23 protein-coding genes are annotated in these 26,134 nt (G+C 37.4%); 9 read left to right on the top strand and 14 right to left on the bottom strand.

Annotated elements, in window-relative coordinates; all coding sequences use genetic code 11:
* The first annotated feature begins 2 nt into the window (after positions 1-2).
* Together FW781_RS16105 and pheS are read left to right on the top strand one after the other, a co-directional pair.
* Entirely contained in the window at positions 3-662 is a 660-nt protein-coding gene (locus tag FW781_RS16105) for a YceI family protein (RefSeq protein WP_149388371.1), read from the top strand.
* Positions 663-788: 126 nt separating this feature from the next.
* Positions 789-1,799: a phenylalanine--tRNA ligase subunit alpha gene (pheS, locus tag FW781_RS16100; RefSeq protein WP_047373674.1), complete on the top strand. Its 1,011-nt coding sequence runs from the start codon at positions 789-791 to the stop codon at positions 1,797-1,799.
* A 280-nt stretch (positions 1,800-2,079) separates the two neighbouring features.
* Here the strand turns inward: pheS and FW781_RS16095 are convergent, their stop codons facing one another.
* The gene (locus FW781_RS16095) at positions 2,080-2,850 is read right to left on the bottom strand and encodes a DUF3108 domain-containing protein (protein WP_077414057.1); all 771 of its coding nucleotides are present in this window, start codon (positions 2,848-2,850) and stop codon (positions 2,080-2,082) included.
* Between the two features lie 153 nt (positions 2,851-3,003).
* On the opposite strand from FW781_RS16095, the gene FW781_RS16090 reads away from it, so the two are divergent.
* Both FW781_RS16090 and FW781_RS16085 read left to right on the top strand, forming a co-directional pair.
* A complete protein-coding gene (locus FW781_RS16090; RefSeq protein ID WP_047373677.1) occupies positions 3,004-4,059 on the top strand; it encodes an NAD(P)/FAD-dependent oxidoreductase in 1,056 nt (351 codons plus the stop codon).
* 12 nt (positions 4,060-4,071) lie between these two features.
* On the top strand, positions 4,072-4,401 hold the full coding sequence (locus tag FW781_RS16085) for a 2Fe-2S iron-sulfur cluster-binding family protein (protein ID WP_047373678.1): 330 nt from the start codon (positions 4,072-4,074) through the stop codon (positions 4,399-4,401).
* 64 nt (positions 4,402-4,465) lie between these two features.
* Here the strand turns inward: FW781_RS16085 and FW781_RS16080 are convergent, their stop codons facing one another.
* The 5 genes from FW781_RS16080 to FW781_RS16060 form a co-directional block, all read right to left on the bottom strand.
* Complete coding sequence (locus FW781_RS16080; protein WP_149388370.1) at positions 4,466-4,834, bottom strand: hypothetical protein; 369 nt, start codon at positions 4,832-4,834, stop codon at positions 4,466-4,468.
* 18 nt (positions 4,835-4,852) lie between these two features.
* Positions 4,853-5,434, bottom strand: coding sequence for an LOG family protein (locus FW781_RS16075; RefSeq protein ID WP_149388369.1), 582 nt, complete (start codon positions 5,432-5,434; stop codon positions 4,853-4,855).
* Positions 5,435-5,530: 96 nt separating this feature from the next.
* Positions 5,531-6,973 carry an aminoacyl-histidine dipeptidase gene (locus tag FW781_RS16070; RefSeq protein WP_149388368.1) on the bottom strand — a complete coding sequence of 481 codons (1,443 nt, stop codon included), beginning with the start codon at positions 6,971-6,973 and terminating at the stop codon, positions 5,531-5,533.
* An 84-nt stretch (positions 6,974-7,057) separates the two neighbouring features.
* Complete coding sequence (locus FW781_RS16065) at positions 7,058-7,549, bottom strand: hypothetical protein (protein WP_149388367.1); 492 nt, start codon at positions 7,547-7,549, stop codon at positions 7,058-7,060.
* A 24-nt stretch (positions 7,550-7,573) separates the two neighbouring features.
* A complete protein-coding gene (locus tag FW781_RS16060; RefSeq protein WP_149388366.1) occupies positions 7,574-8,179 on the bottom strand; it encodes an LURP-one-related/scramblase family protein in 606 nt (201 codons plus the stop codon).
* A 237-nt stretch (positions 8,180-8,416) separates the two neighbouring features.
* Here FW781_RS16060 and recR point away from each other — a divergent pair, with 237 nt between their 5' ends.
* Positions 8,417-9,028 carry a recombination mediator RecR gene (gene recR, locus FW781_RS16055; RefSeq protein ID WP_105702592.1) on the top strand — a complete coding sequence of 204 codons (612 nt, stop codon included), beginning with the start codon at positions 8,417-8,419 and terminating at the stop codon, positions 9,026-9,028.
* The gene (locus FW781_RS16050) at positions 9,024-9,863 is read left to right on the top strand and encodes a glycosyltransferase family 2 protein (RefSeq protein ID WP_149388365.1); all 840 of its coding nucleotides are present in this window, start codon (positions 9,024-9,026) and stop codon (positions 9,861-9,863) included. The genes recR and FW781_RS16050 overlap by 5 nt, the downstream gene beginning before the upstream one ends.
* Positions 9,864-9,914: 51 nt before the next feature.
* Here FW781_RS16050 and secG read toward each other — a convergent pair whose 3' ends face one another.
* The 3 genes from secG to FW781_RS16035 form a co-directional block, all read right to left on the bottom strand.
* Positions 9,915-10,268 (bottom strand): preprotein translocase subunit SecG, encoded by a 354-nt coding sequence (secG, locus tag FW781_RS16045; RefSeq protein ID WP_149388364.1) that lies wholly within the window; start codon positions 10,266-10,268, stop codon positions 9,915-9,917.
* A gap of 132 nt (positions 10,269-10,400) precedes the next feature.
* Positions 10,401-12,446 carry a M16 family metallopeptidase gene (locus FW781_RS16040; RefSeq protein ID WP_149388363.1) on the bottom strand — a complete coding sequence of 682 codons (2,046 nt, stop codon included), beginning with the start codon at positions 12,444-12,446 and terminating at the stop codon, positions 10,401-10,403.
* A gap of 52 nt (positions 12,447-12,498) precedes the next feature.
* Positions 12,499-13,812: a M16 family metallopeptidase gene (locus tag FW781_RS16035; RefSeq protein WP_149388362.1), complete on the bottom strand. Its 1,314-nt coding sequence runs from the start codon at positions 13,810-13,812 to the stop codon at positions 12,499-12,501.
* Between the two features lie 340 nt (positions 13,813-14,152).
* Here FW781_RS16035 and FW781_RS16030 point away from each other — a divergent pair, with 340 nt between their 5' ends.
* Together FW781_RS16030 and FW781_RS16025 are read left to right on the top strand one after the other, a co-directional pair.
* Positions 14,153-16,483 carry an ATP-dependent helicase gene (locus FW781_RS16030; RefSeq protein ID WP_149388361.1) on the top strand — a complete coding sequence of 777 codons (2,331 nt, stop codon included), beginning with the start codon at positions 14,153-14,155 and terminating at the stop codon, positions 16,481-16,483.
* 369 nt (positions 16,484-16,852) lie between these two features.
* Positions 16,853-19,621 carry a TonB-dependent receptor plug domain-containing protein gene (locus FW781_RS16025; protein ID WP_149388360.1) on the top strand — a complete coding sequence of 923 codons (2,769 nt, stop codon included), beginning with the start codon at positions 16,853-16,855 and terminating at the stop codon, positions 19,619-19,621.
* Positions 19,622-19,694: 73 nt separating this feature from the next.
* Here the strand turns inward: FW781_RS16025 and FW781_RS16020 are convergent, their stop codons facing one another.
* The 5 genes from FW781_RS16020 to FW781_RS22785 all read right to left on the bottom strand — a co-directional run bounded on the left by FW781_RS16020 (position 19,695) and on the right by FW781_RS22785 (position 25,205).
* Positions 19,695-21,536, bottom strand: a complete 1,842-nt coding sequence (locus FW781_RS16020) for a carbon starvation CstA family protein (protein ID WP_172625743.1) — start codon at positions 21,534-21,536, stop codon at positions 19,695-19,697.
* A 194-nt stretch (positions 21,537-21,730) separates the two neighbouring features.
* Positions 21,731-22,768 carry an alpha/beta hydrolase gene (locus tag FW781_RS16015; RefSeq protein ID WP_149388359.1) on the bottom strand — a complete coding sequence of 346 codons (1,038 nt, stop codon included), beginning with the start codon at positions 22,766-22,768 and terminating at the stop codon, positions 21,731-21,733.
* Between the two features lie 21 nt (positions 22,769-22,789).
* Complete coding sequence (locus FW781_RS16010) at positions 22,790-23,173, bottom strand: DUF3037 domain-containing protein (RefSeq protein ID WP_047382659.1); 384 nt, start codon at positions 23,171-23,173, stop codon at positions 22,790-22,792.
* The gene (locus FW781_RS16005; RefSeq protein WP_149388358.1) at positions 23,160-23,933 is read right to left on the bottom strand and encodes a HipA family kinase; all 774 of its coding nucleotides are present in this window, start codon (positions 23,931-23,933) and stop codon (positions 23,160-23,162) included. Before FW781_RS16005 ends, FW781_RS16010 begins: the two co-directional genes overlap by 14 nt.
* A 15-nt stretch (positions 23,934-23,948) precedes the next feature.
* On the bottom strand, positions 23,949-25,205 hold the full coding sequence (locus FW781_RS22785) for a T9SS type A sorting domain-containing protein (protein WP_149388357.1): 1,257 nt from the start codon (positions 25,203-25,205) through the stop codon (positions 23,949-23,951).
* Positions 25,206-25,266: 61 nt separating this feature from the next.
* On the opposite strand from FW781_RS22785, the gene FW781_RS15995 reads away from it, so the two are divergent.
* A complete protein-coding gene (locus FW781_RS15995; protein WP_149388356.1) occupies positions 25,267-26,109 on the top strand; it encodes an alpha/beta hydrolase family protein in 843 nt (280 codons plus the stop codon).
* Positions 26,110-26,134 lie beyond the last annotated feature (25 nt).

Raw genomic sequence — 26,134 nt, 5'->3', positions numbered from 1 at the left:
AAATGAGAAAAAAACTGTTTTCGATAGCGATTCCTGCTTTATTCGTTGCTGCTGTAATGGTTTCTTGTAAAAAAGATAAACCGCTTGCCAGTGAGAGTAATGAGGTGACGACTACCAAAGAAGGTAGCCAGTTTACTTTGGATACGCTAAACAGTAAGGTTGAATGGAAGGGATATAAAGTTTTTAAATCTGAAAATACAAGTCATTTTGGAACAATCAGGTTTGAAAGCGGAGATGTAACAGTGAAAGACGGAAAACTGGAAAGCGGAAAATTCGTTGCTGATATGAACTCCTTAACTTCTGTGGATTTGAAAGACAGCCCGGAAGATATGGGGAAATTAAACGGCCACCTGAAGAGCGGTGATTTCTTTGAAGTTGAAAAATTTCCAACAGCTTCTTATGAGATTACAAAGGTTACTCCCGCTACAGAAGGTGATTACAATACTCTTTTGGATGGTAATTTAACGATTAAAGGAATTACAAAACCCGTTCAGTTTAAAGCTAATGTTTCTGTAAAAGACGGAGTGGTAAGTGTAGCTACTGAACCAAAAGATATCAAAAGAGAAGAGTTTGGAGTAAAGTTCCAGGCTCCTGCTGAAAACGGTGTGATAAAAGATGAGGTGACTCTTCAGATCAGCGTTAAAGCTTTAGAAAAGAAATAATTTTTTTATTTAAGTGAAATAAGTGATTGAAGTCTGCCTCCCGAAAAAGAGGCAGATTTTTTTTTGACGGACTTATTATTCAACTTAAAATCGTATTTTTGCAAAACATTTTGAAAGGGTAAAATAATGATAGAAAAGATAGAAGAACTACTGGTCGAAGTAAACGGCTTCAATGCTACCTCTAAGGAAGATATCGAAAACTTCCGAATCAAGTACAACGGTAAAAAAGGGGTTCTGAATGATTTTTTTGAAAAATTTAAAGAAGTTCCTAATGACCAGAAAAAAGAATTCGGACAGAAGATCAATACTTTAAAGCAGGCAGTTGCTGTAAAATTGGAAGATTTGAAAAATTCTTCTGAATCTTCTATTGTCGTAGAAAAAGAAGATCTTACAAGACCTGCATTTCCATTGGAATTGGGGTCAAGACACCCAATTAATCTGGTGAAAAACAGAATTATTGAAATCTTCAAATCTATTGGTTTCGCCGTAGCAGACGGACCAGAGATTGAAGATGACTGGCATAACTTTACGGCACTTAATCTTCCGGAATACCACCCGGCAAGAGATATGCAGGATACGTTCTTTATTGAACAGAATCCGGATATTCTTTTGAGAACACACACATCTTCTGTACAGACTCGTTTTATGGAAGAAAACCAGCCGCCAATCAGAATTTTATCTCCGGGAAGAGTGTTCAGAAATGAAGCGATCTCTTCACGTTCTCACTGCATCTTCCACCAGATTGAAGGATTATATATTGATGAGAATGTAAGTTTTGCAGATTTAAAGCAGACAATCCAGTTCTTTACTACTGAGCTTTTCGGAAAATCTAAGATCAGAATGAGACCTTCTTTCTTCCCGTTTACAGAGCCAAGTGCTGAAATTGATGTGTACTGGGGATTAAACTCTGAAACAGATTACAGAATTACGAAAGGAACAGGATGGCTGGAGATTATGGGATGCGGAATGGTAGACCCTGCCGTACTGAAAAATGTGAATATCGATTCTGAGAAATATTCAGGATATGCATTCGGAATGGGAATTGAAAGAATCACCATGCTTCTTTACCAGATGAGTGACATCAGAATGTTCTTTGAAAATGATATCAGAACACTGGAACAGTTCAAAACACTATAAAAAATCAAACCTCCGGAGCTCCGGAGGTTTTTTGTTTTTAATTACTGACCTAAGAAACAAAACGTAATTAAAAACTGATCTTATTGAAAAATTTACACGTGTCTGTTTCTTATATCTATACTTCGGTTCGGATCCGTTTGGTACCTCACTGAAAGTATTGACATGCTGCAGCTCTTGATCTGCCTCTATTATTAAGACAATCTGTGTTGAGGATATATTACATCAGCAATAAAAAAAGCCTGTAAAATTTACAGGCTGTATCTTTAAAAACTTAGAATTGTTATTTGCTGAACTTTAAAGGATATTTTACATTTTTGTAATCATCAATACTGGCTTTCAGTGAACCTACTGCCAGTTCAGCTTTCAACAGCATCGGGATATGATTGGCATCATTGGAAACCCACATGGTTACACCTTCTTTTTCTTTAAACACTCTTCCGCTTTTTACAGATGGAATAATCTTTAAACAATTGATGGTGCCAAATTTTGTCTTTAAATTTTCTGTTCCTGTTACTTTTAACTGAAACGGAAACATCTCATCATCAATCCATACATTCATATTGATGATGGTTCCCACCTTCAGTTCATCCGGGCTCTTACTTCTTAAATAATAAAAACATGAAAGCATATCCTGAACTCCTTTTACTGATTTTAAAACCTTAGAACCATTGGCAGGAGTCTTTTTATCTGTTAAAATCAATGTGTTGTTATCGTGATTAAAAACGGTTTCAAAATGCTGGCGATAGCTTCCTTCACGTACATTTCTCACATAGAAACTTGGTAATCCTGTTTGGGTATTGATGAAACTTTCATATAAATCTTCCACTTTGAAGAATGCTTTTACGGCGCCGGTAGTCTGTCCTGTTCCTTTTACATACAGATGGGGTATTCCCTTGTAATTGGTCTGTTTTGTAGTAAGGTTTGCTGTTCCTGCATTAAGGAAGCCGTAGTGTATTCTGAGAGTGATAGATTCGCCGTCCGCGATGTTATCAATCTGGGCCGAGCCTAAAAAGAATATAAATACTGCAAAAAGGTTTAAAATTTTCTTCATAACAAGACATTTACAAAAACATTGCCAAATTTAAAATCTTAAATGATAGATATTTGACAAATCTCAGGTTTTTATTTAGAATCAATTAAATATGCTTCGCATTAAAATTAGTAAATTTGCAGTTACATGTATAATTAAATTATCTTAAATATTATGATAACCACTGATATATTGATCATAGGTGCGGGACCTACAGGACTTTTTGCAGTTTTTGAAGCTGGTTTATTAAAAATGAAGTGCCATATTATTGATGCGCTTCCACAGCCAGGAGGGCAGTTGGCAGAACTGTATCCTAAAAAACCTATCTTTGATATTCCAGGTTATCCTTCAGTAAATGCTGGAGAACTGGTGGATAATTTGATGGAGCAGATCAAGCAGTTTCAGCCTGGATTCACTTTGGGAGAAACCGCTGTTTCTTATACTAAAGTAGATGATGAATGGTTTGAAGTAATTACCAATAAAGGAACTGTTCACAGATGTAAAGCAATTGCCATTGCCGGTGGTTTGGGTACTTTTGAACCAAGAAAGCCTACGATGGATAATATTGCGGATTATGAAGAAAAAGGTCTTGAATACTTTGTAAAAGAGCCTGAGCATTTCAGAAATAAAAAAGTAGTGATTGCCGGAGGTGGTGATTCTGCTCTTGACTGGAGTGTTTTCCTGTCAAATGTTGCCAGTGAAGTGACATTGATTCACAGAAGAAACGAGTTCAGAGGCGCCTTGGATTCTGTAGAAAAAGTTCAGGATCTGAAGAATCAAGGAAAGATCAAATTGATTACTCCAGCTGAAGTTACAGCGATTAAAGGTGACGGAAAAGTAGAAGCGATTACAGTACAGGTTGACGGTGAGGAAGCTTATGATATTGAAACAGATTACTTTATTCCATTATTCGGATTGACTCCAAAACTTGGAGAGATCGGAAACTGGGGATTGAATATCGAGAAGAATGCAATCGTTGTAAACAATGCTTTAGATTATCAGACAAACATTGACGGAATCTATGCCATCGGAGATATCAACACCTATCCTGGAAAACTGAAATTAATTCTTTGTGGTTTCCACGAGGCTACTTTGATGTGTCAGAGTGTTTACAACAGATTGAATCCAGGGAAAAAATTCGTTTTAAAATATACAACGGTAAGTGGTGTTGACGGATTTGACGGAAGCCGTAAAGAAGCAGAGAAGGCAGTTGTGAAAAAAATTGACTAATTTTGCAGAATTATGTCAGACGTTAATATTAAAATCACCGACAGAGAAGGGGTAACCCACGATGTTGTAGCTCCTACGGATATGTCCATGAACCTTATGGAAATTATCCGTTCCTATGAATTGGCAGAAGAAGGTACAATTGGAGTATGCGGAGGAATGGCGATGTGTGCTTCATGCCAGGTATATGTAATCAATGATCCTGGTCTGGAACCAATGGGAGATGAAGAAGACGCTATGTTGGGTGAAGCTTTCCACGTGAAAGATAACAGCAGATTGGGATGCCAGTTACATATTGCCGATGCCATGGAAGGGCTCGAAGTGGAAATTGCTCCTTATCCTTAGAAAATATTTTTTAATCTTAATAAAAAACCCGCTCGAGTTTTTCGGACGGGTTTTGTTTTTATATTTATTTCGGAGAACATATATACTCATGTCTGATTAGAGTGTCTTCTTTGATAATTTCGAAATGACTTTCCCCTTCATTCTTTATAAAGTAATCGCCAGGGTCTATTTCATTTTTATAGGAAACCCACCATTTGCCATCTTCAGAACATTCACAAGGTTGAATGCTTTCAGGAATAGTTCCTTTTAGCTTAAGAGATCTTACACCTTCAATACTTTCGACTCTAATTTTACATTTTTGCTTCCTGACTCTTTCCATCGCAGTCTTACAATCTTCCTTAGAATAAGAAGAAATAGCAGGGACAATAACGAATATAGTTACAAATACTGTAGCAACGCCAAGCATTTCTTTATTAACGTTGTAGTTATTCATTTAAAGAAATATAACGTTTTAAACTTCCTCCTTAGAAATCCACTTTCCAACAGTAGGAGCCTGATAATTTCTCATCTTTTCAAGTAAATCATCAATGGTATCACTGATCAGAAGCATATCTCTGTTGACTTGCTTTAAGAACCCTTTATCCACCATAGTCTGAACCAGTTTAATCAGATCATCATAAAAACCATCTATATTCAAAATTCCGATCGGTTTTTTATGAAGCCCGAGCTGTGCCCACGTGATCATCTCGAAGAGTTCTTCCAGTGTTCCATAGCCACCTGGCAGAACGATAACTCCATCGCAGAGTTCATTCATTTTGGTCTTTCTTTCATGCATCGTTTCCACAATGATGAGTTCTGTCAGATTTTTGTGGGCAATTTCTTTGGTTTGTAAAAACTGAGGCAGCACTCCGACTACCTTACCTTTTTCACTTAAGGCTCCATTAGCTACTGTCCCCATTAAGCCGGTTTCCGAACCTCCATAAACCAATTGTATATTTTGTTTTGCTAAAGTTTGCCCAAGCAGAAATGCCTGTTCTTCATAAATTTTATCTGTGCCAAAACTTGAGCCGCAGAATACTGTAATGCTTTTCATTGTTTTATGTGTTTTTAGTCCTTAATCTTTGAAGTTTAAATTAAAAATATCCAAAATCATAAGACTTTGGATATTGAATATAGTAATTTTAATGTTCTAATTCTGAGGAATATTCGCTAAAATATCTTTCAGGAAACTCCAGAATTTCTGAGTAGAAGGAATGTTCGCTTTTTCATCAGGAGAGTGAGCCCCTCTGATCGTTGGTCCAAAGCTTACCATTTCCATTTCCGGATAATTGGCACCGATGATCCCACACTCAAGACCTGCGTGGCAAGCTACTACATGAGGCTTCTCACTGAATTTCTCTGTGTAAAGTTTCTCCATTAATTGTACAATCTCCGAGCCTGGTTTTGGTTTCCATCCCGGATATGAACCGCTGAATTCAACATTCATTCCAGCCAATTCTGCTACAGATTTTAATTGTTCTGCCACTGAATATTTGGAAGAATCTACAGAAGATCTTGTAAGGTTTAAAATCTTAAGTTCTCCACCTTTTAATTCTACTCTTGCTACATTATTGGAAGCTTCTACAAGATCAGCTACGTCCGGGCTCATTCTGTATACTCCGTTGTGAAGAGCTTTTAGAGTAAGGATTACTTTTTTAGAATCTCCTTCTGTAATTGCTTTGTCAGAAGATGTAGAGTTTTCAATATTGATCTGAATTCCCGGCTCTACCGTCGCAAATTCTTCTAAAATATCTTTCTTAAGAACAGTTACGTTTTCTATAAATTCCTGAGCATTTCTTACGGAAATCAGAGCAACACCTTCTCTTGGAATTGCATTTCTCAGACCTCCGCTGTCGATAGAAACCAATTCAATATTCTGGTTTTCTAAACCGCTGTAAAGAAGTCTTCCCAAAATAATATTGGCATTTCCGAAGCCTTTATGAATATCCATTCCGGAGTGTCCTCCCTGAAGACCTTTTACTTCAATTCTTACAATTTGTCCTTTTGGAGCTTCAGCAGTATAATTTTGAGTGATTGTTACGTCAACACCTCCTGCGCAGCCGATATCAATCTCATCGTCTTCTTCAGTGTCAAGGTTCAATAGAATTTGTCCTGTCAGTTGTCCCGGTTTTAATCCTAAAGCACCTGTCATTCCTGTCTCTTCATCAATGGTGAAAAGAGCCTCCAGTGCAGGATGCGGAATATCTGAGCTTTCAAGAATAGACATAATGGTTGCTACTCCTAAACCATTATCAGCTCCTAAAGTAGTTCCTTTAGCCTTTACCCAGTCACCGTCAATCTCCATTTTGATTCCTTCAGTTTCAAAATCAAAGTTAACATCATTGTTTTTCTGGCAAACCATATCAAGGTGCGATTGAAGCACGATAGATTTACGGTTTTCCATGCCGGCAGTAGCAGGCTTTTTAATAATAACGTTTCCTACTTCATCCACCGTAGTTTCCAGGCCTAAATTTTCGCCAAATCCTTTGATAAAAGCTATTACTTTTTCCTCCTTTTTTGAAGGTCTTGGAACAGCATTTAATTTGGAGAAGTTTTTCCAGATAATCTGCGGTTCTATATTAGATAATTCCATTGAATTTTATTTTTCTCAAATTTACAAAATAAAAAATGCTTCCGTGAGATACAGAAGCATTTTTGTTGTATGATTTCGCTTTTATTAGCATCCACACTCTCCATAGATCGGAGTTGTAAATGTAGTACCGTCTGGTTTCTCTATAGTCAGAGTCCCTTCAAACAGTAAAGCTTCTTCGCCTTTTATTTTTTTACCTTTTACAGAAATTTTGTAATCATCATTTTCTATTTCTTTGGTAAGCAATTCATCTACCTCCATGTCACTTGAAGAGATAAGATTCAGAGCCAGTCTTTTACCGTCCAGCATCATATAAGCTGTTTTTCCGGCATCATCTGCGTAGATGTATCTTTCATTTTCAAAATCAGCTTTGCTTACCGCAAAATAGCAGGAGCATTCTTTGATTTCTTTAGGAAACGGAATGGTTCCCACCAGAATATTTCCTGACGAAGGTTTTACTGAAGCTGAGTCTTTGGTAATATGTAAAGAATCTGCAGAATTAGAACCAGAAACTGTTTCTTTCTCCTTTTTGCAGGCTACCAATAAAAATGCGGAAAATAAAATGATTAAATATTTCATGTGTTTGTGGTTTTATTACTTGTTTTATCCTCTTGCTCTTTCAAGAAGTGTCATCATTAATAAAGATAAAATTACTAAGCTTTCTTCCTCATCATCAATATCGATCAGTCTGTCCAGCTGGAATCTTCTTCCGAAGAATGAAGGCATTTTTTTCAGTTTAAAATAAGCTTTCCCGTCAATACCGGTTACCGTATAAGATGGATTAAGGAAATATCCTGTGAACATTCCGATGATAGGAAGTTCTCCTACAAAGCTATCCCAGAACCTTACCCATGCGCTGTCTTCCTGAACTTTAAACTTAGGTTGATCCTGAGCATCCAAAACATCATAACTTGCTTTCCAGATAGAACGCATCCCTTTTCTTGCCAGTCTACCGAAGTTTTTATTGTCAATAAGGTCATTCAAAGAATACGAAGCGTTGAAATCAATCCATTTATTAGCTCTGATTCTGAAAAGTTCCTTAGACTTGCTCTCATCATTGAAAACGATAACATCTTCTTTCAGTTTGAACATTTTCTGACGCACATACGCTACATAATTTCCATTTCTGTCAGTAATATTGAAGTCACTTGCTAAAGTAGTGATTTTGAATTTGAAATCCAGAGGATAATTTAGATTGTTAAGTACCATGTTAGTTAATTTTTTTCATATTTAATTTAAGCCGCAAATATAGAGGTTTTTTTAGAGTTCTCAGGTATGGGAGAATTTTAAAATATCATTTTGGGACATTGAATTCGTTGTCAATTGTCAATTTTTGCTGCGCAAAGTCAATCGTCAATAATCACTTTATATAAATTCACAAGCGAAGCGAACTGACGATTCGCCATTCACACTTAATTATCAACTTTAATCCTTATTTTTGTAGCTATGGATTATCCAAGTAAAGTATTGGCAAAGGCGGTAGACGAGATTTCAGGATTGCCTGGGATTGGAAGAAAAACTGCTTTGAGATTAGCACTGCATTTGTTGAAGCAACCCAATTCCAGAGCGGTAAGTCTTGGGAATTCCCTGATTAACCTTGTCAACGAAATAAAATACTGTAAAGAATGTCATAATTTTTCAGATTTTGACATCTGTGAAATATGCAGCAATGAAAAGAGAAACGGTGAGCTGATCTGTATCGTTGAAGATGTGAGGGATGTGATTGCTATTGAAAATACCGGAAAATATACGGGCAAGTATCTGATCCTTGGAGGGAAAATTTCTCCAATGGAAGGAGTAGGCCCCGGTCAATTGAATATTCCAAGCATTGAAAAGAAGCTGAATGAGGGAAAGGTGAAGGAGTTTATTTTTGCATTGAGTGCTACGATGGAAGGAGATACAACGGCTTATTACATTTACAAGAAATTTAAAAGTTTCAATGTGAATTTCTCCAGCATTGCAAGAGGAATTTCAGTAGGAGATGAACTGGAATATGCTGATGAAATTTCATTAGGAAGATCCATTATCAACAGGCTGCCATATAACGAAAAGGATTAATATGAAGCTGTCTGTTATTATTGTTAATTATAATGTTACCCAATTGCTCAGAAGCTGTCTCCTGTCGCTTCAGAAATATATACAGGAGATAGAGTATGAAGTGATTGTTATTGATAATGCTTCTACAGACCATTCTTGGGAAAATCTTATTCCTGAGTTTCCGAACGTACATTTTATATCTTCTGAAATCAATGGCGGTTTTTCAAAAGCAAATAATCGGGCGGTTCAAACAGCAAGAGGGGAATACATATTGCTTTTGAATCCTGATACGGAGTTTGAAGGGTTTTATATGAAGGAGCTTCTGGATTTTGCAGACGCTCAGCCTTCATTCGGATGTCTGGGAGTAAGGATGCATGATGCAGAAGGTAATTTTCTTCCTGAAAGTAAGCGTTCTGTTCCGGATATGTTTAATTCTTTTGAAAAGCTGTTTACCAATTTTAAAAAGAATAGTTCCAAGTCTTATTACAGAAATGATATTGAAGAACATGCGGTTGCTGAAGTAGAAGTTATGACAGGTGCATTTTTATTGGCTAAAAAAGACGTTTACGAAAAAATAGGAGGGCTGGATGAAGCTTATTTTATGTATGGGGAAGATATTGATCTTTGCTATACCTTCTTAAGAAACGGGTACAAAAACTTCTATTACGGTAAAGTTTCTATTCTTCATCATAAAGGAGAAAGTACGATTAAGAATGAAGTATATCTTAACAGATTTTACGGAGCCATGCAGATCTTTATTGATAAGTACTATAAAGAATCGAAGCCTGTACAATATTCATTTTTAAAGGCTGGTTTGAAACTCCGGCATCAGATTGAAAGAATCAAATTAAAATAAAAAAGCAACTCAATTTGAGTTGCTTTTGTTTTATATAAGATGGTATTCTTCTTATTTTGCCGGTGCTGCAGGAGCTTGTACCGGAGTTGTTGTAGAAGCAGCAGGAGCTGACTGTTTTGCAGGAGCTTCTTTCTTCACTGGTTGTTTCTGCGTAGGAGCTGTCTGAGACGGCTTTCCTGTAATAACAACGCTTAAAAGGATAAGAACAATGATAGTTCCGCCTAGAGTCCATGTTGCTTTTTCCATGAAATCATTGGTTCTCTGTACTCCAAACTGTGCAGATGATGCACCTCCGAATGTACTGGAAAGGCCTCCTCCTTTTGGATTTTGTGCCATAACGATAATTACCAATAAAACGCTGGCAACCATAACAAGAACCATCAATAGTGTAAATATAGTATCCATTAATTCTGATATCTTTTTGAATGGGCAAATTTAATCTTTTTTTACTGAATGACAAAAAAAGATATCGCCAAATGTTGATAAAAATAAAAACGGCAACAATTGTTGCCGTTTTTTCTATAAAAATTGATGTTGTTATTTAAAATCAGCATCAGTAGCCTTATTTATTTCATAAGACTTTACATTCATGGTCATATCCATTCCCATCTGGCTTACAGAGATTGTGTAGGGCATTTTTACGCCTTCTACATCTTTGTAATTAGAAAATGTTGTTGGAATTGTCACTTCCTGGCCTTTAGCTTTTACTTTTTTGGTTTCTCCGGTTTTTAATCCCGTTGCAACACTGTAGTAATAGGTTGTATCTCCTCCTTTAATGGCATAAGAATCTTCACCTCCGATTTTCTCAATTCCGCCTAATTTATAATCAGCAGATTTTGCAAAACCTAATTCTTCAAAAAGCTCTGGGTTCTTTTGCTTTTCAGCAATTTCTTCCGGTGTGATGTCAATTTTTTGTCCCATTTGCATAGAATAGCCGGTCTTTCCGTCAAATACCTGCTTCTGAACAACCTGTCTCATTGCTGTTACGGTTGTCAGTTCCTTTCCGCCTTGTGCTTTAACGATTTTAAAATCGATGTTTTGTCCTTGCATAGACATGGAAGCATTCGTGGTATACGAAGTAATTTTAGCCAGATTGGCTTTTCCTCCGATGGCATTGATGTATTTATCTGCGATAGAGGCAACCGTTACACTTGCATCCACTTTTTGTACCGTTGGTTTTGCAACAGGGTTGGCGTCCTTATCAAAATATTTTACAGGGTAACCTAGTTTTTCCAGTCCTTCAGAAATATCAGATGCTTTACCTGCGATGAAAATTCTGCTTTGGTTAGGTAAAATGGTAGTTTTAACAGCATTGGCAACATCTGCAGCAGTTACTTTATCAATTGATTTCAGGTAATTGGTGTAGAAGTCAGCGGGTAAATCCTGAACTTTTTGGTTTAATGCAAATCTTGCAATAGTCGCAGGCTGCTCTAAAGACATGATGAAAGCCCCTTTCAGTTTTGCTTTTGCATTTGCTAATTCTTCTGGTTTTACCGTAGAAATCGCGTTAAGTTCATTCATGAATTCCTTAACCGCTTTGTCTGTAACCTCATTTCTTACACTCGCGCTTGCAGAGAACTGTGGGGAATATTTGCTTGCTACCATACTTGAATAAGCACCGTAAGTAAATCCGTTTTTCTCTCTAAGATTCATGAAAAGTCTTGCTTCACCACCACCTCCAAGGATGTAGTTGGCAATTGTTGCAGGGAAGTAGCTGGCATCTTTCATTTTCAAGGTGTTCAGGTTGTTTAGGGAAACAACAGACTGTACAGCAGAAGGAACATCCACTACGTTGATCTCTGTTTTAGCAACATTAGAAGCAGGTTCTAACTGTGCAATAGGAGTGTTTGCTTTTTTCCAGCCATTGAAAGCTTTCTCGATCAAAGGCTTTACCTGATCAAATTTTACGTCTCCAACAATTACTAAGTAAGCATTGTCCGGAGCGTAGTATTTTTTGTAGGTATTTTGTACATCAGCTAGCTGAATTTTGTTAATAGATTCAACGGTTTCAAATTCGCCTCTTGAAGTATTTTTCCCATACATCAAAGCATTAGAAACTCTTTCTGCAATGGAAGAAGCGTTTTTTTCCTCAGATTTTAATCCTTCAATCGCTCTTTCTTTAGAATTTTGAATTTCTTCAGCAGAGAACTTAGGATTAATGATTGCATCAGCCATTAAGCCTAGCACTTCAGGGAAATATTTTGAAAGTGAATTGGCAGAAGCGCCTCCTGAAGAGAAATTAAGATTGGCTCCAAGATAGTCCACTTTTTTATTGAAATCATCTTTAGAGATATTCGTAGTTCCGTTTTCAAACTGTTCAGCCATAATTTCACTTACTCCGGTTACGGCACCTTCGTTGTAAGGAGGTCTGTCCATAGAAAGGCTTGCACTTACTCTTGGCAGTTTGTTGTTCTCAACCACCATTACCGTAAGGCCGTTGCTTAGCTGGAATGTTTTTGGCTTGGCAATGTTTATCGCAGGAGTAGGTCCCGGCTTTGGCATTGCATTAAGATCTATTTTTTGTGCTGAAACCATTCCTGTAAAGAAAAACGCTGCAGCTATATATGTTAATTGCTTTTTCATTTGTAAAAATTTAATTTTTAATAATCATATGGTAACTTAAAAGTTGAAATGATTACTTTTTCTCAGGTACGTAGTTAATGATTATTCTTTGGTTAGAATTAAGATACTTTTTAGCCGCATTTTGAAGATCCTGTCTTGTGATAGATCTGTAAATGTCAATTTCTTTGTTGATCAAATTCGTGTCACCCATCAATACGTGGTTGGTTGCCAATGAAGCAGCAATTCCCTGAATGCTTGAGTTGGCATTTACAAACTGGTTTTCATACTGGTTTTGAAGTTTCTGATAATCGTCTTCAGAGATTAGCGTAGTCTGAAGCTTTTTGATTTCAGCATCAATGTCAGTCTGTAAAGCCTGTTTGGTAGTCTGTCCCATCGGGATCGCAAAGAATGCGAAAATACTGTAATCTTCAAGCCCTTGGTTGAAAGCAGCTACCTGAAGCGCTTTTTTATCCTGATCTACTAATTTTTTATATAAAACAGAAGATTTTCCACTGCTTAAGTAAGAAGAAAGCATATCTAAAACATAAGCATCTTTCTCTTTGTTAGCCGGAGTTCTGTAAGCGAAAACATACGCCGGAAGCTGAATGTTCGGGTCTGTAGCAGTAACTTCTTTTTCCTGAGTAATAGGAGCATCTTTAGGGAAATCTTTTGGATATAATGTTCCTTTTGGAATTCCTCCATAGTACGTTTCAATCCATTTTTTAGTTTGCTCAGGTTTGATATCTCCTGCAACAACCAAAGTAGCATTATTCGGAACGTAAAACTTCTTGTAGAACGCCTGGAACTCTTCCAGCTTAGCAGAGTTCAGGTCTTCCATAGAACCAATTGTAGGCCAGTTATATGGGTGGTTGGTAAATAAATTTTTCTGAATTGTTGTGAAAAGGTTTCCATAAGGCTGGTTATCCATTCTCAATCTTTTCTCTTCTTTTACAACTTCTCTCTGTGTATCTACACCAATCTGGTTGATGACAGCATGACGCATTCTTTCAGCCTCCATCCAAAGTCCAAGCTGTTCGTTGTTGGAAGGGAATGTTTCATAGTAATAAGTTCTGTCATTAGTTGTGTTGGCGTTGTTCTGTCCTCCGTTTGAAGAAACGATCTTGAACCAGTCTCCTCTTTTGATATTAGGAGTTCCCTCAAATAAAAGGTGTTCAAAGAAGTGAGCAAAACCTGTTCTGCCTTTTACTTCATCTTTTGCACCTACATGGTACATTACACCTGTTGTTACAACTGGTGCCGAATTATCCTGATGAAGAATTACGTGAAGACCATTGGGAAGGTCATACTCTTCGAATTTGATTTGCTGTGCATTCAGCATTAGCCCGAAGAAAGCTACGGCAGCAGCAGAAAGAAGTCGCTTTTTCATAAAATTTAGAAATTGTTTACCAATTAGTACGAAAAGTGAATTAAATGTTACAGAGTTTGTAGAAATATATATGTAAATGTGAGTAATGAATGGTGAGTTCGCTTCGCTTGTGAATTTGTTACGTGATTCGGGTTTCGAGATTTGAGATTATGAATAATTATTGTAGAGAAATTTTCTAATCGTTGGTTAATCATTCACGATTCACTTGCAAAGCAAAATTGACTATTGACAAATCCCCCCAAAATTCAATCCTGAGTACTCAAAATTCCTAACTTCTCTATGAAAGTTTGAATTCTCCTCCGAATACATTAATTTTGTGTTCCCAAAATTTTTTTGCTGTATGGACTATTTGAAAGGACTTAATGAATCACAATATGAAGCCGTTACCTCTTTACAAGGACCTTTGATGGTACTTGCCGGAGCGGGTTCCGGAAAAACGCGTGTACTTACCATGCGTATTGCTCATTTAATACATAATGGAATAGACCCTTTCAATATCCTGGCACTTACCTTTACCAATAAGGCAGCTCGTGAAATGAAAGACCGTATTGCAAAAGTAGTGGGAGACAGCAATTCAAGAAGCCTTTGGATGGGAACTTTCCACTCTGTTTTTGCCAGAATTTTAAGAATTGAAGCTCATTATCTGGGATATCCTTCCAATTTTACCATTTATGATCAGCAGGATGCCCTGAATGTGATCAAAAAAGTACTGAAGGATATGAATATTGATGCGGATCTTTATAAACCTAAAAAAGTTCAGGCAAGAATTTCAACCTATAAGAATAATCTGATTACGGTAAAAGCTTACTTCAACAACCCGGAACTGATGGAAGCGGATGAAAAAGCGAATATGAAATTCATCGGGCAGATTTATCAGAAATATGTAGACCAGTGTTTCAGAAACGGTTCCATGGATTTTGATGATCTGTTGTTGAAAACCAATGAATTATTGACCCGTTTTCCTGAAGTGCTTGCAAAATATCAGGACAGGTTCAGATATATCATGGTGGATGAGTACCAGGATACCAACCATTCTCAGTATCTAATCGTAAAAGCTTTAGCTTCAAAATTTGAGAATATCTGTGTGGTAGGGGATGATGCACAATCTATTTACTCTTTCCGTGGGGCTAACATCTACAATATCTTAAACTTTAAAAAAGATTATACAGATGCTAAAACAGTATCTCTGGAACAGAATTACCGTTCTACACAGAATATTGTAAATGCAGCTAACGTGGTTATTGCAAAAAACTTACAGCAGTTTAAAAAAAATGTATTCAGTGATAATGAAGAAGGGGATAAGATCAAAATATACAGGTCTCTTTCCGATGCTGATGAAGCCAATTTCGTTGCGGGAAATATCTGGGAACTTCGTAACCGTGACCAGAGAAAATATAGTGATTTTGCCATTTTATACAGAACAAACTCTCAGACGCGTGCTTTTGAAGATGCACTGAGACGTAAAAATATTCCCTATAAAGTATATGGGGGACTTTCCTTCTACCAAAGAAAAGAAGTAAAAGATCTTATTGGCTATCTTCGACTTCTGATCAATGAAAATGACTCAGAAGCATTGATGAGGATTATCAATTATCCTGCAAGAGGAATTGGAGAAACTACCCAGAATAAACTGATCGTTTTTGCAGATGCTCACAATATTGCGGTCTCAAAAGTACTGGAAAATCTTCCGATGTATGCACCACAATTAGGTCTGAACAACGGAGTTTTGAATAAACTGAACGACTTCTGGTCTATGATAAAAGCTTTTCAGGTATTGCTGAAAACAGAAACGGCTTACAGTGTTGCTATGGAAGTGGCAAAACGAAGCGGGTTGATTAAGTTTTTAAAAGATGACCAGACTCCTGAGGGAATTTCCAGAGTAGAAAACGTACAGGAACTGATGAACTCTATGCAGGGGTTTATTGAAGAACAGATGCAGCTGGAAGACGGAGATCCCAGTCTTTCCAATTTCCTTGAAAATATTGCCCTTTCAGCAGATACTCAGGATAAGAACCTGGAAGATGATATGGTTTCATTGATGACCATTCACCTTTCAAAAGGACTTGAGTTTCCGGTAGTTCACTTAGTAGGACTTGAAGAAAATCTGTTCCCAAGCTTTATGAGTTCTGCCACCAGAGAAGATCTGGAGGAAGAGAGAAGACTATTTTATGTAGCATTGACAAGGGCTGAAAAACAGGTCTTTTTCTCATATGCTGTTTCCCGTTTTCAATGGGGAAAAATTACGGATGCAGAACCTTCAAGATTCTTAAGTGAAATTGATGATGAATATATTGAATTCCTTAATCCGGCTCTTGAAAAAAGGTTTATTAATAATTCAGGGGTAAGATCCAATATTTTTGATGAACATCCTTCTGAAATGAAATCTTTCAAAAAGGTTGAAAAGAAGACTCTCGACAGAGGTGATGCGTCAAAACCTGCTCAGGAAGTAAGAAAACTGAAACCTGTAAGTACGGCTAAAATCATCAATCCAAGCGGAGCTTCTTCACAGGATATTGAAGTGGGAGATAAAGTGAGACACGACCGTTTCGGAATCGGAGAAGTGAGTTTCCTGGATGGAACGGATCCTCAGAATATCAAAGCAAAAGTTATTTTCATTCATGAAGGAGAGAAAAACCTGATTCTTAAATATGCAAAACTGACTAAGATTTAGTTTCAAAATAATACAATATAAAGTAAACGGATTCAAAATTTGGATCCGTTTTTTATTTTTCGATCACAATGGCGTTCTACTCAACGAAGGAAATGTGCTTTGCTGAACGAAGTGCCTTTGCGAACGCCAGAATAATAAGCTGCAAAATTCCTTTGCGATCATAGCGTTTCCAATCTTTATTTGTTTGATCTTATATTCTTTAGTATCTTATTTTATTGAAATGTTCTTAATTTATCATAACTTTAAATAGGGATAGAAAGAAACGATAACCATTTTTTATAAAACAAAGTCTATTGATTTTGTGGACTAATAAATATATTTTACATTTGCACCCTGTAAAAACATAAATGTTCAATCAAATTAAACTATATGAGAAATAAAAAAACTATTCTTTCGGTCTCTGCTTTATTTTTTCTTGGAGTATATACTTACGGACAGGAAAAAGACAGCATCAAAATAAATAAAGACAGTATAAAAACCAATAATGTAGAAGAAGTAGTAGTGCTGGGGTCAAGGGCCGGAGCCAGATCAAAAACAGACAGTCCGGTTCCTGTAGATGTTTTCAATGTGAAAGAATCTTCAATCATTCTCCCGCAAACAAATATTGGACAAATTCTGAATGCGGTGGCACCTTCATTTACTTCTACCATTCAGACCAATTCAGATGGAACGGACCATTTGGATCCTGCTCAGCTGAGAGGTTTGGGACCGGACCAGGTATTGGTTTTGGTGAATGGAAAAAGAAGACATACTTCAGCATTGGTTAATGTAAACGGAACACCCGGAAGAGGAACCGTAGGAACAGATTTAAATGCCATTCCGTCTTTTGCATTAAACAGAATAGAAGTCTTAAGAGACGGAGCCGCGGCACAATATGGATCTGATGCCATTGCCGGAGTAATCAATCTTGATCTGAAAAGAGATACAGGAAAACTGGCAGGACAGATCAGCTATGGAGGAAATTTAACACCCACAGCTAATGACCATACCGGAGATTTTGACGGACAGAATATTCAGCTGGACCTGAATTATGGTAATAAAATAGGAACCAAAGGAGGTTTTTTCAATATCACCTGGTCTTCACAGTTCAGAAATCCTACTTATAGAGCAGGAACAGAAAGCGGTCCTATATACAATGCTTATAATGCCATTGAACAACGTGCATTAAATGACGGTGTAAATCTTTCTTCTCTCTTTACTAATATTGGTAATACACCCAATTCACAGCAGATTGTAAATTATGTACATCAGTATGCCCAAAATGTAAGCTATTTCTCTCAGGAACTGCAAAATTCAATTCAGGGGGCCAATAGCATTTCGGCACTACAAAATGTTTTAAAATCTGCAAGTTTTACCAGAGATCAGCTTAATTACTTCACCGATCAGGAGCTGGTGTACAGAGGGCAGACAAGAAAGGATTTCAATATGCAGGTAGGACAGTCTAAACTTAATAATCACCAGCTTTTTGTAAATGCTGAAATTCCTGTAAGTGACAATTGGAAGGTCTACACTTTCGGAGGGTATAGTTTAAGACACGGAACTTCCGGAGGATTTTACAGAAGACCGAGTGAAAGCAGAACTTTCACAGGATTATATCCTAGCGGTTATCTTCCTCAGATCGGGACCGATATTCAGGATATCTCATTAGCTGCAGGAATCAAAGGAAAATGGGACGGCTGGAATATTGATTTCAGTAATACTTACGGACAGAATTCATTTACCTATAATATTCAGAATACAGGAAATACTTCTTTGCGTTTTGTTTCACCAAGAGAGTTTAACGCAGGAGGATTAAGATTTTCCCAAAATACCATCAATCTAGATTTCTCTAAAAAATATGATGTATGGGAAGGAATCAACGTAGCGTTTGGAGCTGAGCACCGGTACGAGAATTTTAAAATTACTCAGGGAGAAGAAGCTTCTTATGCAACCTATGATGCCTCCGGAAATGTATGGAACGGAAATTCTGTGAGACCTACTGATTTCTTTGGAGCAGCGCTTCCGGGAGGATCACAGGTATTCAACGGATTTAAGCCTGAGAATGCGGTGGATAAAAACAGGCAGTCGGTGGCAGCCTATGCAGATGTGGAATTTAACTTTACGAACTGGTTATTGGTAGATGCTGCGGCGAGATATGAAAATTATTCTGATTTCGGATCTACATTCAATTATAAATTAGCATCAAGAATCAAAGTAGCACCTAATTTCAATGTGAGACTGGCAGGTTCTACAGGATTCCGAGCACCATCTATCCACCAGATCTATTACAATGTAACGTCTACATTGTTCACCAATAATCAACTGCTGGAAGTAGGAACTTTCAGTAATGATTCTCAGCTGGCAGGACTGCTGGATATGCCAAAACTGAAGCAGGAAACTTCCAAATCTGCAAGTGTAGGATTTACCTACAGAATTCCTTCAGTTGGACTTAGCTTTACAGCAGACGGATATTTCACAAGAATTGATAACCGTATCATTCTTACGGACCAGTTTTTAAGAGCAAATGTTCCTCAGAAGGCACAGGAAGCTTATGATCAATTGGGAATCAATGCAGCACAATTCTTTACTAACGCGATTGATACAGAAACAAAAGGATTGGATGTGGTAATTTCACATAATACAAGGTTCTCAGGATTTAAATTAGATAATAGCTTTGCAATAAATCTTAATAAAACCAAGCAGGTAGGTGATATCCATTCTGCAGGACTTTTACAGTCACCACAGCTTGAAAAAGTCTACTTCTCTGAAAAATCACGAGTGTATCTGGAAGAAGCGGTACCTAGAGTGAAAGCCAGTCTTTCGCACACCCTTTCATGGAAGGATGCTACTTTCTATCTGAGAAATACCTATTTCGGAAAAGTAACAGGTGCCGATATTATTGATGTGAACGGAGACGGAATCATAGATTTTAATGAACACCAGCCGATCGGAAATAAGATCATTACCGATATATCTGCTGCTTACCAATTCACTAAAAATGTAGGATTGACTTTAGGAGTGAATAATTTGTTTGATATTTATCCAACGAAAAACCTTACTGCTTCTACAAATAACGACCAGTTTATCTATTCACGTTCCACTTCACAGTTCGGACAGAATGGAAGGTATGTTTTCGCGAGACTTAATTTCAATTTTTAAATAAAAATTACCGATAATGCTTATAAAAAAACAGTTCAGAATTTCTGAACTGTTTTTTATTGTAATCTTAGCTTTATCTTTCTACCAGTTCTTTTACCGGTTCTCCATAATGATCAATCTCCGTTTTATTGATCTGTAGTAATTGATACCATTTCCTGAAAGCCCCTATAAATACAATAAGCATCAGAATCATTGCTGTTGCCGCTAATGCAGCCAGTAGGTACTGTCCTTTTGGAATATAGATAGCGGTCACCTGGATATATCCGGCCCAGAAGGTGATTCCGGCCATGAAAACTCCGGGAACAGCTGAGCATAAAGCATATTTTCCCCTGTTCATCCTTATCAGCATCGTAGTACAGACGATAAGTCCACAGGCAGCCAGCAGCTGATTACTGATTCCGAATAACGGCCAGATACTGTTTACATTTCCGGTATACACCAGATAACCCCAGGCAAAAGTGAAAAGAAGGCTGCTGATGATAATTCCCGGAATCCAGTTTTTATCATTGAATTTTGGAACGACAGAGCCCAGCATTTCCTGTAAAAAGAAGCGTCCCACTCTTGTTCCTGCATCAATAGCAGTAAGAATAAATACCGCTTCAAACATAATGGCGAAGTTATACCAATATGCCGTCAGCTGATCCATATAAGGGATTTTGTTGAAGATATGGGCCATTCCTACAGCCAGGGAGACTGCACCTCCGGTTCTTCCATAAAGATCAATTCCTATTTTCTGTGAATAATAATCTATGTCTACACCATGCAGGGAAGGATGTGTTGCAAGAAACGAATCATAAGCTTCCTTAGGTGTGTTGATCGCAAAATAATCACCAGGCATCAGTGTACAAGCTGCAATAAGTGCCATCAATGCCACAAAACCTTCTACAAGCATTGCTCCATAGCCTACAAAAAGAATCTCTCTTTCCTTATTAAGCATTTTCGGAGTTGTTCCCGTAGCAATCACAGCATGGAAACCTGAAATTGCCCCACAGGCAATCACAATAAAAATAAAAGGAAGTACAGGCCCGCCGATAATAGGTCCACCACCATTGACAAAAGCTGTGATAGCAGGCATTTGTATAGTAGGATGAATGACAATTACTCCGATAGCCAGCATAATAATAGTTCCGATCTTTAAATAAGTGGAAAGATAATCCCTTGGAACCAAAAGCAGCCATACCGGTAATACAGAAGCAATAAAACCATATAAAGGAATCGCAATAGAAATTGTTTTAATATCCCAGGAGAATAAATTATTCATGGTAGGATTCTGCATCAGAGTATGGCCTCCGATAATTCCGGCAATCAAAAGAATACCGCCTAATATACTTGCAAACAAAACACTGTTCTTTTTATAACGCATAATCAGTCCCATGATAATGGCAATAGGCATGGTAATAACTACCGTAAAAAGAGACCATGAGGCCTCATGCATTGCGTTGATACAAGCCAGTGATAAACCGGCCAGCGTAAGAATCAGGATAAAAAGGATCGCAAAACCTGCTACAGTTCCGGTGGCTTTCCCGATTTCTTTAGAAGCGATGGTCGCGAGACTTTGACCTTTGTGTCTCACGGAAGCAAAGAGTACAACCATATCATGAACTCCGCCTCCCAATACACAGCCAATCAGAATCCATAGTGCACCGGGAAGATATCCGAATTGTGCAGCAAGAACAGGTCCAACTAGCGGTCCGGCGGCAGCAATTGCAGCAAAATGATGTCCGAAAAGTACATTTTTATTCGTAGCAACATAATCTTTACCATCTGCAAATTCTACTGCAGGAGTCATATTTTGGTCGTTAAGCCTGAGAACTTTATTAGCAATAAAAATACCATAAAAACGGTAAGCTATCGCAAAAATAAGCACAGATGCAAATATGAGTGTAAGCGCATTGATATTATTCAAAGAATCCATATTGCGTATTTTTTTTAGTGAATGATTAATTTATTAGTTGTTTTGTTGAAAATAATTTGAACAATGGCCAAGGTAATTAATTTTCAATTAAAAAATATTAATATGTATATCAATCTAGCAAATTTATTGTTAGTATTGTATTTATTATGTTGATTTTTAGTGTGTTGGATTGTATTTAAATAGTTGGATGTATATTATTTCTTTTGTGAAAGAATGAAATTCACCATCTCATCAGTAAGTTGATTCAGATAGCTCTTATCAGTTGTACCAAATCCATGGACTCCGCCGTCCACAATAATCAAGGAATTCTGAATTCTGGCTCTGTTCAATTTTCTGTGAAGCTTTTTCGACTGGCTTATAGGAACAACTTTGTCATTATTACCCTGAACAATTAAAGTAGGCACGCCTTCTGAAACAAAATTAACGGGAGATATAGTTGTAAGATAATCAATAGCTGTATCCTGATCTTTTCTGATATCATATCCTGAAATTCCTTTTACAAGATTTTCCTGTAAGCCGACAATTTTTTTTGACATTAATCCGATCATTCCCACCGGAATTGTTCCCAGTCTTGTGTGGAAAAGTTTATTAAGGTCTGTAGGACCATAATGATCAATAACATAATTTACTTTAGCCGAATAAGACGAAAGCTCTGGACTGCCCTGATAAGTATTGTCTGGAGTATAAGCTGCCATCAAAGAAAGATGAGCGCCGGCTGAAGCCCCGAATAATCCAATATTGCTGGTGTCAAAACGATATTTCTCCGCATTTTTCCTTACCCATCTTACCGCATCTTTGGTGTCTTCCAAAGGTAATGGAAAATGAGTGTCATCATTCAAAAGGGTATAATTAATACTGATTACAGCGTATTGCTTTGCCATCAGCTTTCCAATGGTCGTTTCAACATAATTGTCTGCATGAATCACTTTATCACCTTCTATCCATCCACCTCCGTGAACGTAGATCAGGACAGGAAGCAACTGACCTGCAGTGGTATTTTTGGGCGTAAAAACATCCAGCCTGATGGGATCTCCTTTTCTACTGGTTTTATATATAATATCCTCAGACAGATTGGCTATTTCCGGAAGTAATATACTTTTTACAGGCGGAGTCTTAACCTTTACTTGTGAAAAGTTCTGTGAAAAACCTAAAGTGAAAACATTTAGAAATAAAACAAAAAACAGGTTTGTGAAAAACCTGTAGATTGATATGTTGTATATGCATGATTTCATAATAAATTTTTAGAGGGTGTGTTATTTTACTAACTCCTCAAAAAGTTTACCAAAAGTACTGTTTAAATCTTTGGATTTTCCAGGATGAGGTCTTGAAGTCTGAACTACAGCACTTCTTACAGCTGTCAGCCAGCGGAAACGCTCAGGAATATCAAGCAGGGCAATAGGCCCGCCGTCTTTATCACCATTGGCAATTTTCTGAAAACTTTCAAGATTCTGGATAATATCTTCGTAGTCCAGCTTACTGTGCATCAGGTTGAATTTATCAGGACACAAATAGAATTCCACCCTGATGAATTTTTCTCTTTTGGAAAACATCACCAGTCCGATATTGAAAAATTCTTCTCTTTCAACTTTAGGCACCAAGCGTATTACCGCATATTCATATATTTTATCCTCTTGCATTTTTAGCTTCGTTTATAAAGATTTGAGAATTTTCTAATCTGGTTTTCAGAAACTGAAAATAGATCTCACGTATTTCATCAGGCGTTTCATCGGCATCATTCCAGTGTAGCCAGTCTTCAGGAATTGTATTGACAATCTCCCTGAAAAGTGCATCATTCAGTACTTCATGGGCAAACTGATCCGCTTCGTCAAGCATTTTTGCTTTGGGAAGAAGGACGTGGTCTTTCACATATTTGAAAGGTGTTTTTGCCGCTGTATCAAAATTCTGCCATGAATGGTGGAAATAGAACGAAGCACCATTATCGATGATCCAAAGCTCTTTATTCCACATCAGCATATTGGTATTCCTAAAAGTACGGTCAATATTGGTAATGAAAGCATCCAGCCAAACGATTTTTGAAGCCAGAAGGGGGTCAACACTTACTCCCGGATCATAAGTGATAGAACCGGATAGATAATGCAGGCCAAGGTTCAGACCTTCAGAAAACTTCAGAAGATCCTGTATTTCCTCATCAGCTTCCGTTCTTCCGAAATCGGCATCAACATTGATAAAAACAAGTTCAGGAATTTTTAGTCCTAACGCTTCGGTAATCTTTCCACCCAAAAGTTCAGAGATAAGCATTTTTACTCCATGGCCTGCACCACGGAATTTTAATACATATTTGAAATCATCATCAGCTTCTGCCAGAGCAGGAAGAGACCCTCCTTCTCTCAATGGCAGAATGTAACGCATCACGGTTACCGTTCTTAAATTCTGCATGAAGCAAAAATAAGGTTATTTTTTTATAATCTTTTTAGTGAATTCCTTTTCACCTGCTTTATATTGTAAAAAATAAACTCCGCTGTTTAAATGTTGAAGTGGCAGAATATATCCTGTATCTGTTTTATTTAAATGATAATGAAAGAATCTTCCGGAAGCATCGGTAAGTGAAAGTACTTCAATTCTCTCTTTAGAAGTGATGGTAATAAGATGTTGAGCAGGATTAGGATAAATCTGAACCGGGTTCTGAATAGCAGCTTCTGTGGTATTTAATGTGCTTACCACAACCAGTTTTGTTTTGGTAGTAGTGGCTCCACAGGCAGCCGTTGTCAGCTTTACAGTATAAGTTCCTCCTGTAGGGTAGGTATGTGACGGATTTTCCAGAGTTGAGGTCGTACCGTCACCAAAATCCCATAAATATGCGGCTGCATTCTGTGTTGTATTGGTTAACTGAACTGTTCCCGCTCCGGTAATCTGATAGGTGAATTTGCTGTGAACATCATTATTCGTTACAAACCATTGAGCAGGCTGATTGTAAACTTCTGTTTTAACAATATCCTTGATCAGCTGAGCCTGTGCCGGACTTAGATTTCCGTTAAAAGGGATCTGTGTAGGATCTTTCTTAAATAAAATAGTGTAAAATGTATACGCAGCGGCCATAGATCCAATATAACTCGGATGTGATTCATCCTGATCATACAATTCGATAGCCGGGTTTTGCTCCCTGATCGTTCTCCAGACTTTACCTACAGGGGAAACAATACCTTCATTGGTTGTTGCCATTTCCATATAGCGGTTATAAATCTGAGTATCCATTCCCTGATAGGTACATACAGCCGGAAGTCCCGGACAATTTGAAGCATCTCCGTTTTTGCGGCCCCAGGTCATATAGAAGATTACATTTCCACAGGGATTGGATGTTTTAATCAGATTGGAAAGTTGAAGAGCATAAGGATATACCTGATTTTGAACCTGAGAATCCGGAAATGAAGGAAGCTGGCTCTGTTCCTGTAATACGACATAATCCCAATTGCCCTGATTGATGGTTGAAATTACATCAGGATTGCCGGAATGATCCTGCAGCGTGGATCCGCCAGGTGTATGGCTGTGATGCTCCAGTACATCGCCGTTAGAAGCAGCAATACTTTGAATGAGGTTAGGCAAATCATTAACGTAAGTATAGCTGTTCCCGATAAAGAATACCCTTTTGGTCGTCTGACTGAGTATAAAAGAAAAAGTAATTAAAAATAAAAGAAGTAGAGTTTTTTTCATAAATTTCAATTTGAATTGATTGTATAAATATAAATAATATTAAGTAAAGCTCATTTATTTTATGAATTTGATTAGTGAAAAGAATATATATTTAGAAAATAAAGAAACAAAAGGTTTTCTTGCTGATGCTTTTTATAAAGACATTGGAGGGAAACTTCCGCTGGTACTTTTTGTTCACGGATATAAAGGTTATAAAGATTGGGGAGCATGGAATCTGATGGCGGAAAAGTTTGCTGAAGCAGGATTTTTCTTCGTAAAGTTTAATTTTTCCCATAACGGGACTACAGCGGATGACCCGCACAACTTTGGAGACCTTGAAGCTTTTGGACATAATAATTACTCCAAAGAACTTTCCGATCTCGGAGTGGTGATGGATCACTTTAGTAAAGATCCGCGTGCAGATGCTGAAAAAATTATTTTGATTGGCCATAGCAGGGGAGGAGGGATTTCTATCATCAAAACCTTTGAAGATGAAAGAATCAACGGTCTGATTACTTTGGCCAGTGTGGATACTTTAGACCGTTTTCCCAAAGGAGAAGCTTTTGAAAACTGGAAAAAGAACGGAGTTTATTATGCTGTGAACGGACGTACCCAACAGGAAATGCCTCACTATTATCAGTTTTATGAAGATTATGAGCAGAATGTACACCGTTTTGATGTAGAACGGGCAACGGAAATGGCAAAAGCTCATATGTTGATTATCCACGGGACAGAAGATGAAGCAGTAGAGGTAAAGCAGGCAGAACATCTTCATATTCTTCACCCGAATTCTGAACTTTTCCTGATTGAAAATGCAAATCATACTTTCGGAGCAAAAGAGCCCTGGACAGAGACAGATTTACCCGAAGATCTGAATGCTGTAACCGAAAAATGTATTGATTTTATCAAAGAAAAATTGAAATAAAACGGTTAAAACTACGTTATTATAA

Origin of the sequence: Chryseobacterium panacisoli, assembly GCF_008274625.1 — a bacterium.
GTDB classification, from domain to species: domain Bacteria; phylum Bacteroidota; class Bacteroidia; order Flavobacteriales; family Weeksellaceae; genus Chryseobacterium; species Chryseobacterium panacisoli.
The sequence above is the reverse complement of the archived record's forward strand: the minus strand, read 5'-3'. Positions and strand labels throughout refer to the sequence as shown.

Excerpts from the sequence above, each read along its gene's own strand:
- FW781_RS16070 (WP_149388368.1), bottom strand. The coding sequence starts at position 6,973 with ATGGAATTATCTAATATAGAACCGCAGATTATCTGGAAAAACTTCTCC.
- FW781_RS16020 (WP_172625743.1), bottom strand. The coding sequence starts at position 21,536 with ATGGATTCTTTGAATAATATCAATGCGCTTACACTCATATTTGCATCT.
- FW781_RS16030 (WP_149388361.1), top strand. The coding sequence starts at position 14,153 with ATGGACTATTTGAAAGGACTTAATGAATCACAATATGAAGCCGTTACC.
- FW781_RS16040 (WP_149388363.1), bottom strand. The coding sequence starts at position 12,446 with ATGAAAAAGCAATTAACATATATAGCTGCAGCGTTTTTCTTTACAGGA.
- pheS (WP_047373674.1), top strand. The coding sequence starts at position 789 with ATGATAGAAAAGATAGAAGAACTACTGGTCGAAGTAAACGGCTTCAAT.
- FW781_RS16085 (WP_047373678.1), top strand. The coding sequence starts at position 4,072 with ATGTCAGACGTTAATATTAAAATCACCGACAGAGAAGGGGTAACCCAC.
- FW781_RS22785 (WP_149388357.1), bottom strand. The coding sequence starts at position 25,205 with ATGAAAAAAACTCTACTTCTTTTATTTTTAATTACTTTTTCTTTTATA.
- FW781_RS16105 (WP_149388371.1), top strand. The coding sequence starts at position 3 with ATGAGAAAAAAACTGTTTTCGATAGCGATTCCTGCTTTATTCGTTGCT.
- FW781_RS16005 (WP_149388358.1), bottom strand. The coding sequence starts at position 23,933 with ATGCAGAATTTAAGAACGGTAACCGTGATGCGTTACATTCTGCCATTG.
- FW781_RS16090 (WP_047373677.1), top strand. The coding sequence starts at position 3,004 with ATGATAACCACTGATATATTGATCATAGGTGCGGGACCTACAGGACTT.
- FW781_RS15995 (WP_149388356.1), top strand. The coding sequence starts at position 25,267 with ATGAATTTGATTAGTGAAAAGAATATATATTTAGAAAATAAAGAAACA.
- FW781_RS16015 (WP_149388359.1), bottom strand. The coding sequence starts at position 22,768 with ATGAAATCATGCATATACAACATATCAATCTACAGGTTTTTCACAAAC.
- FW781_RS16075 (WP_149388369.1), bottom strand. The coding sequence starts at position 5,434 with ATGAAAAGCATTACAGTATTCTGCGGCTCAAGTTTTGGCACAGATAAA.
- FW781_RS16080 (WP_149388370.1), bottom strand. The coding sequence starts at position 4,834 with ATGAATAACTACAACGTTAATAAAGAAATGCTTGGCGTTGCTACAGTA.
- recR (WP_105702592.1), top strand. The coding sequence starts at position 8,417 with ATGGATTATCCAAGTAAAGTATTGGCAAAGGCGGTAGACGAGATTTCA.
- secG (WP_149388364.1), bottom strand. The coding sequence starts at position 10,268 with ATGGATACTATATTTACACTATTGATGGTTCTTGTTATGGTTGCCAGC.
- FW781_RS16095 (WP_077414057.1), bottom strand. The coding sequence starts at position 2,850 with ATGAAGAAAATTTTAAACCTTTTTGCAGTATTTATATTCTTTTTAGGC.
- FW781_RS16065 (WP_149388367.1), bottom strand. The coding sequence starts at position 7,549 with ATGAAATATTTAATCATTTTATTTTCCGCATTTTTATTGGTAGCCTGC.
- FW781_RS16025 (WP_149388360.1), top strand. The coding sequence starts at position 16,853 with ATGAGAAATAAAAAAACTATTCTTTCGGTCTCTGCTTTATTTTTTCTT.
- FW781_RS16060 (WP_149388366.1), bottom strand. The coding sequence starts at position 8,179 with ATGGTACTTAACAATCTAAATTATCCTCTGGATTTCAAATTCAAAATC.
- FW781_RS16035 (WP_149388362.1), bottom strand. The coding sequence starts at position 13,812 with ATGAAAAAGCGACTTCTTTCTGCTGCTGCCGTAGCTTTCTTCGGGCTA.
- FW781_RS16010 (WP_047382659.1), bottom strand. The coding sequence starts at position 23,173 with ATGCAAGAGGATAAAATATATGAATATGCGGTAATACGCTTGGTGCCT.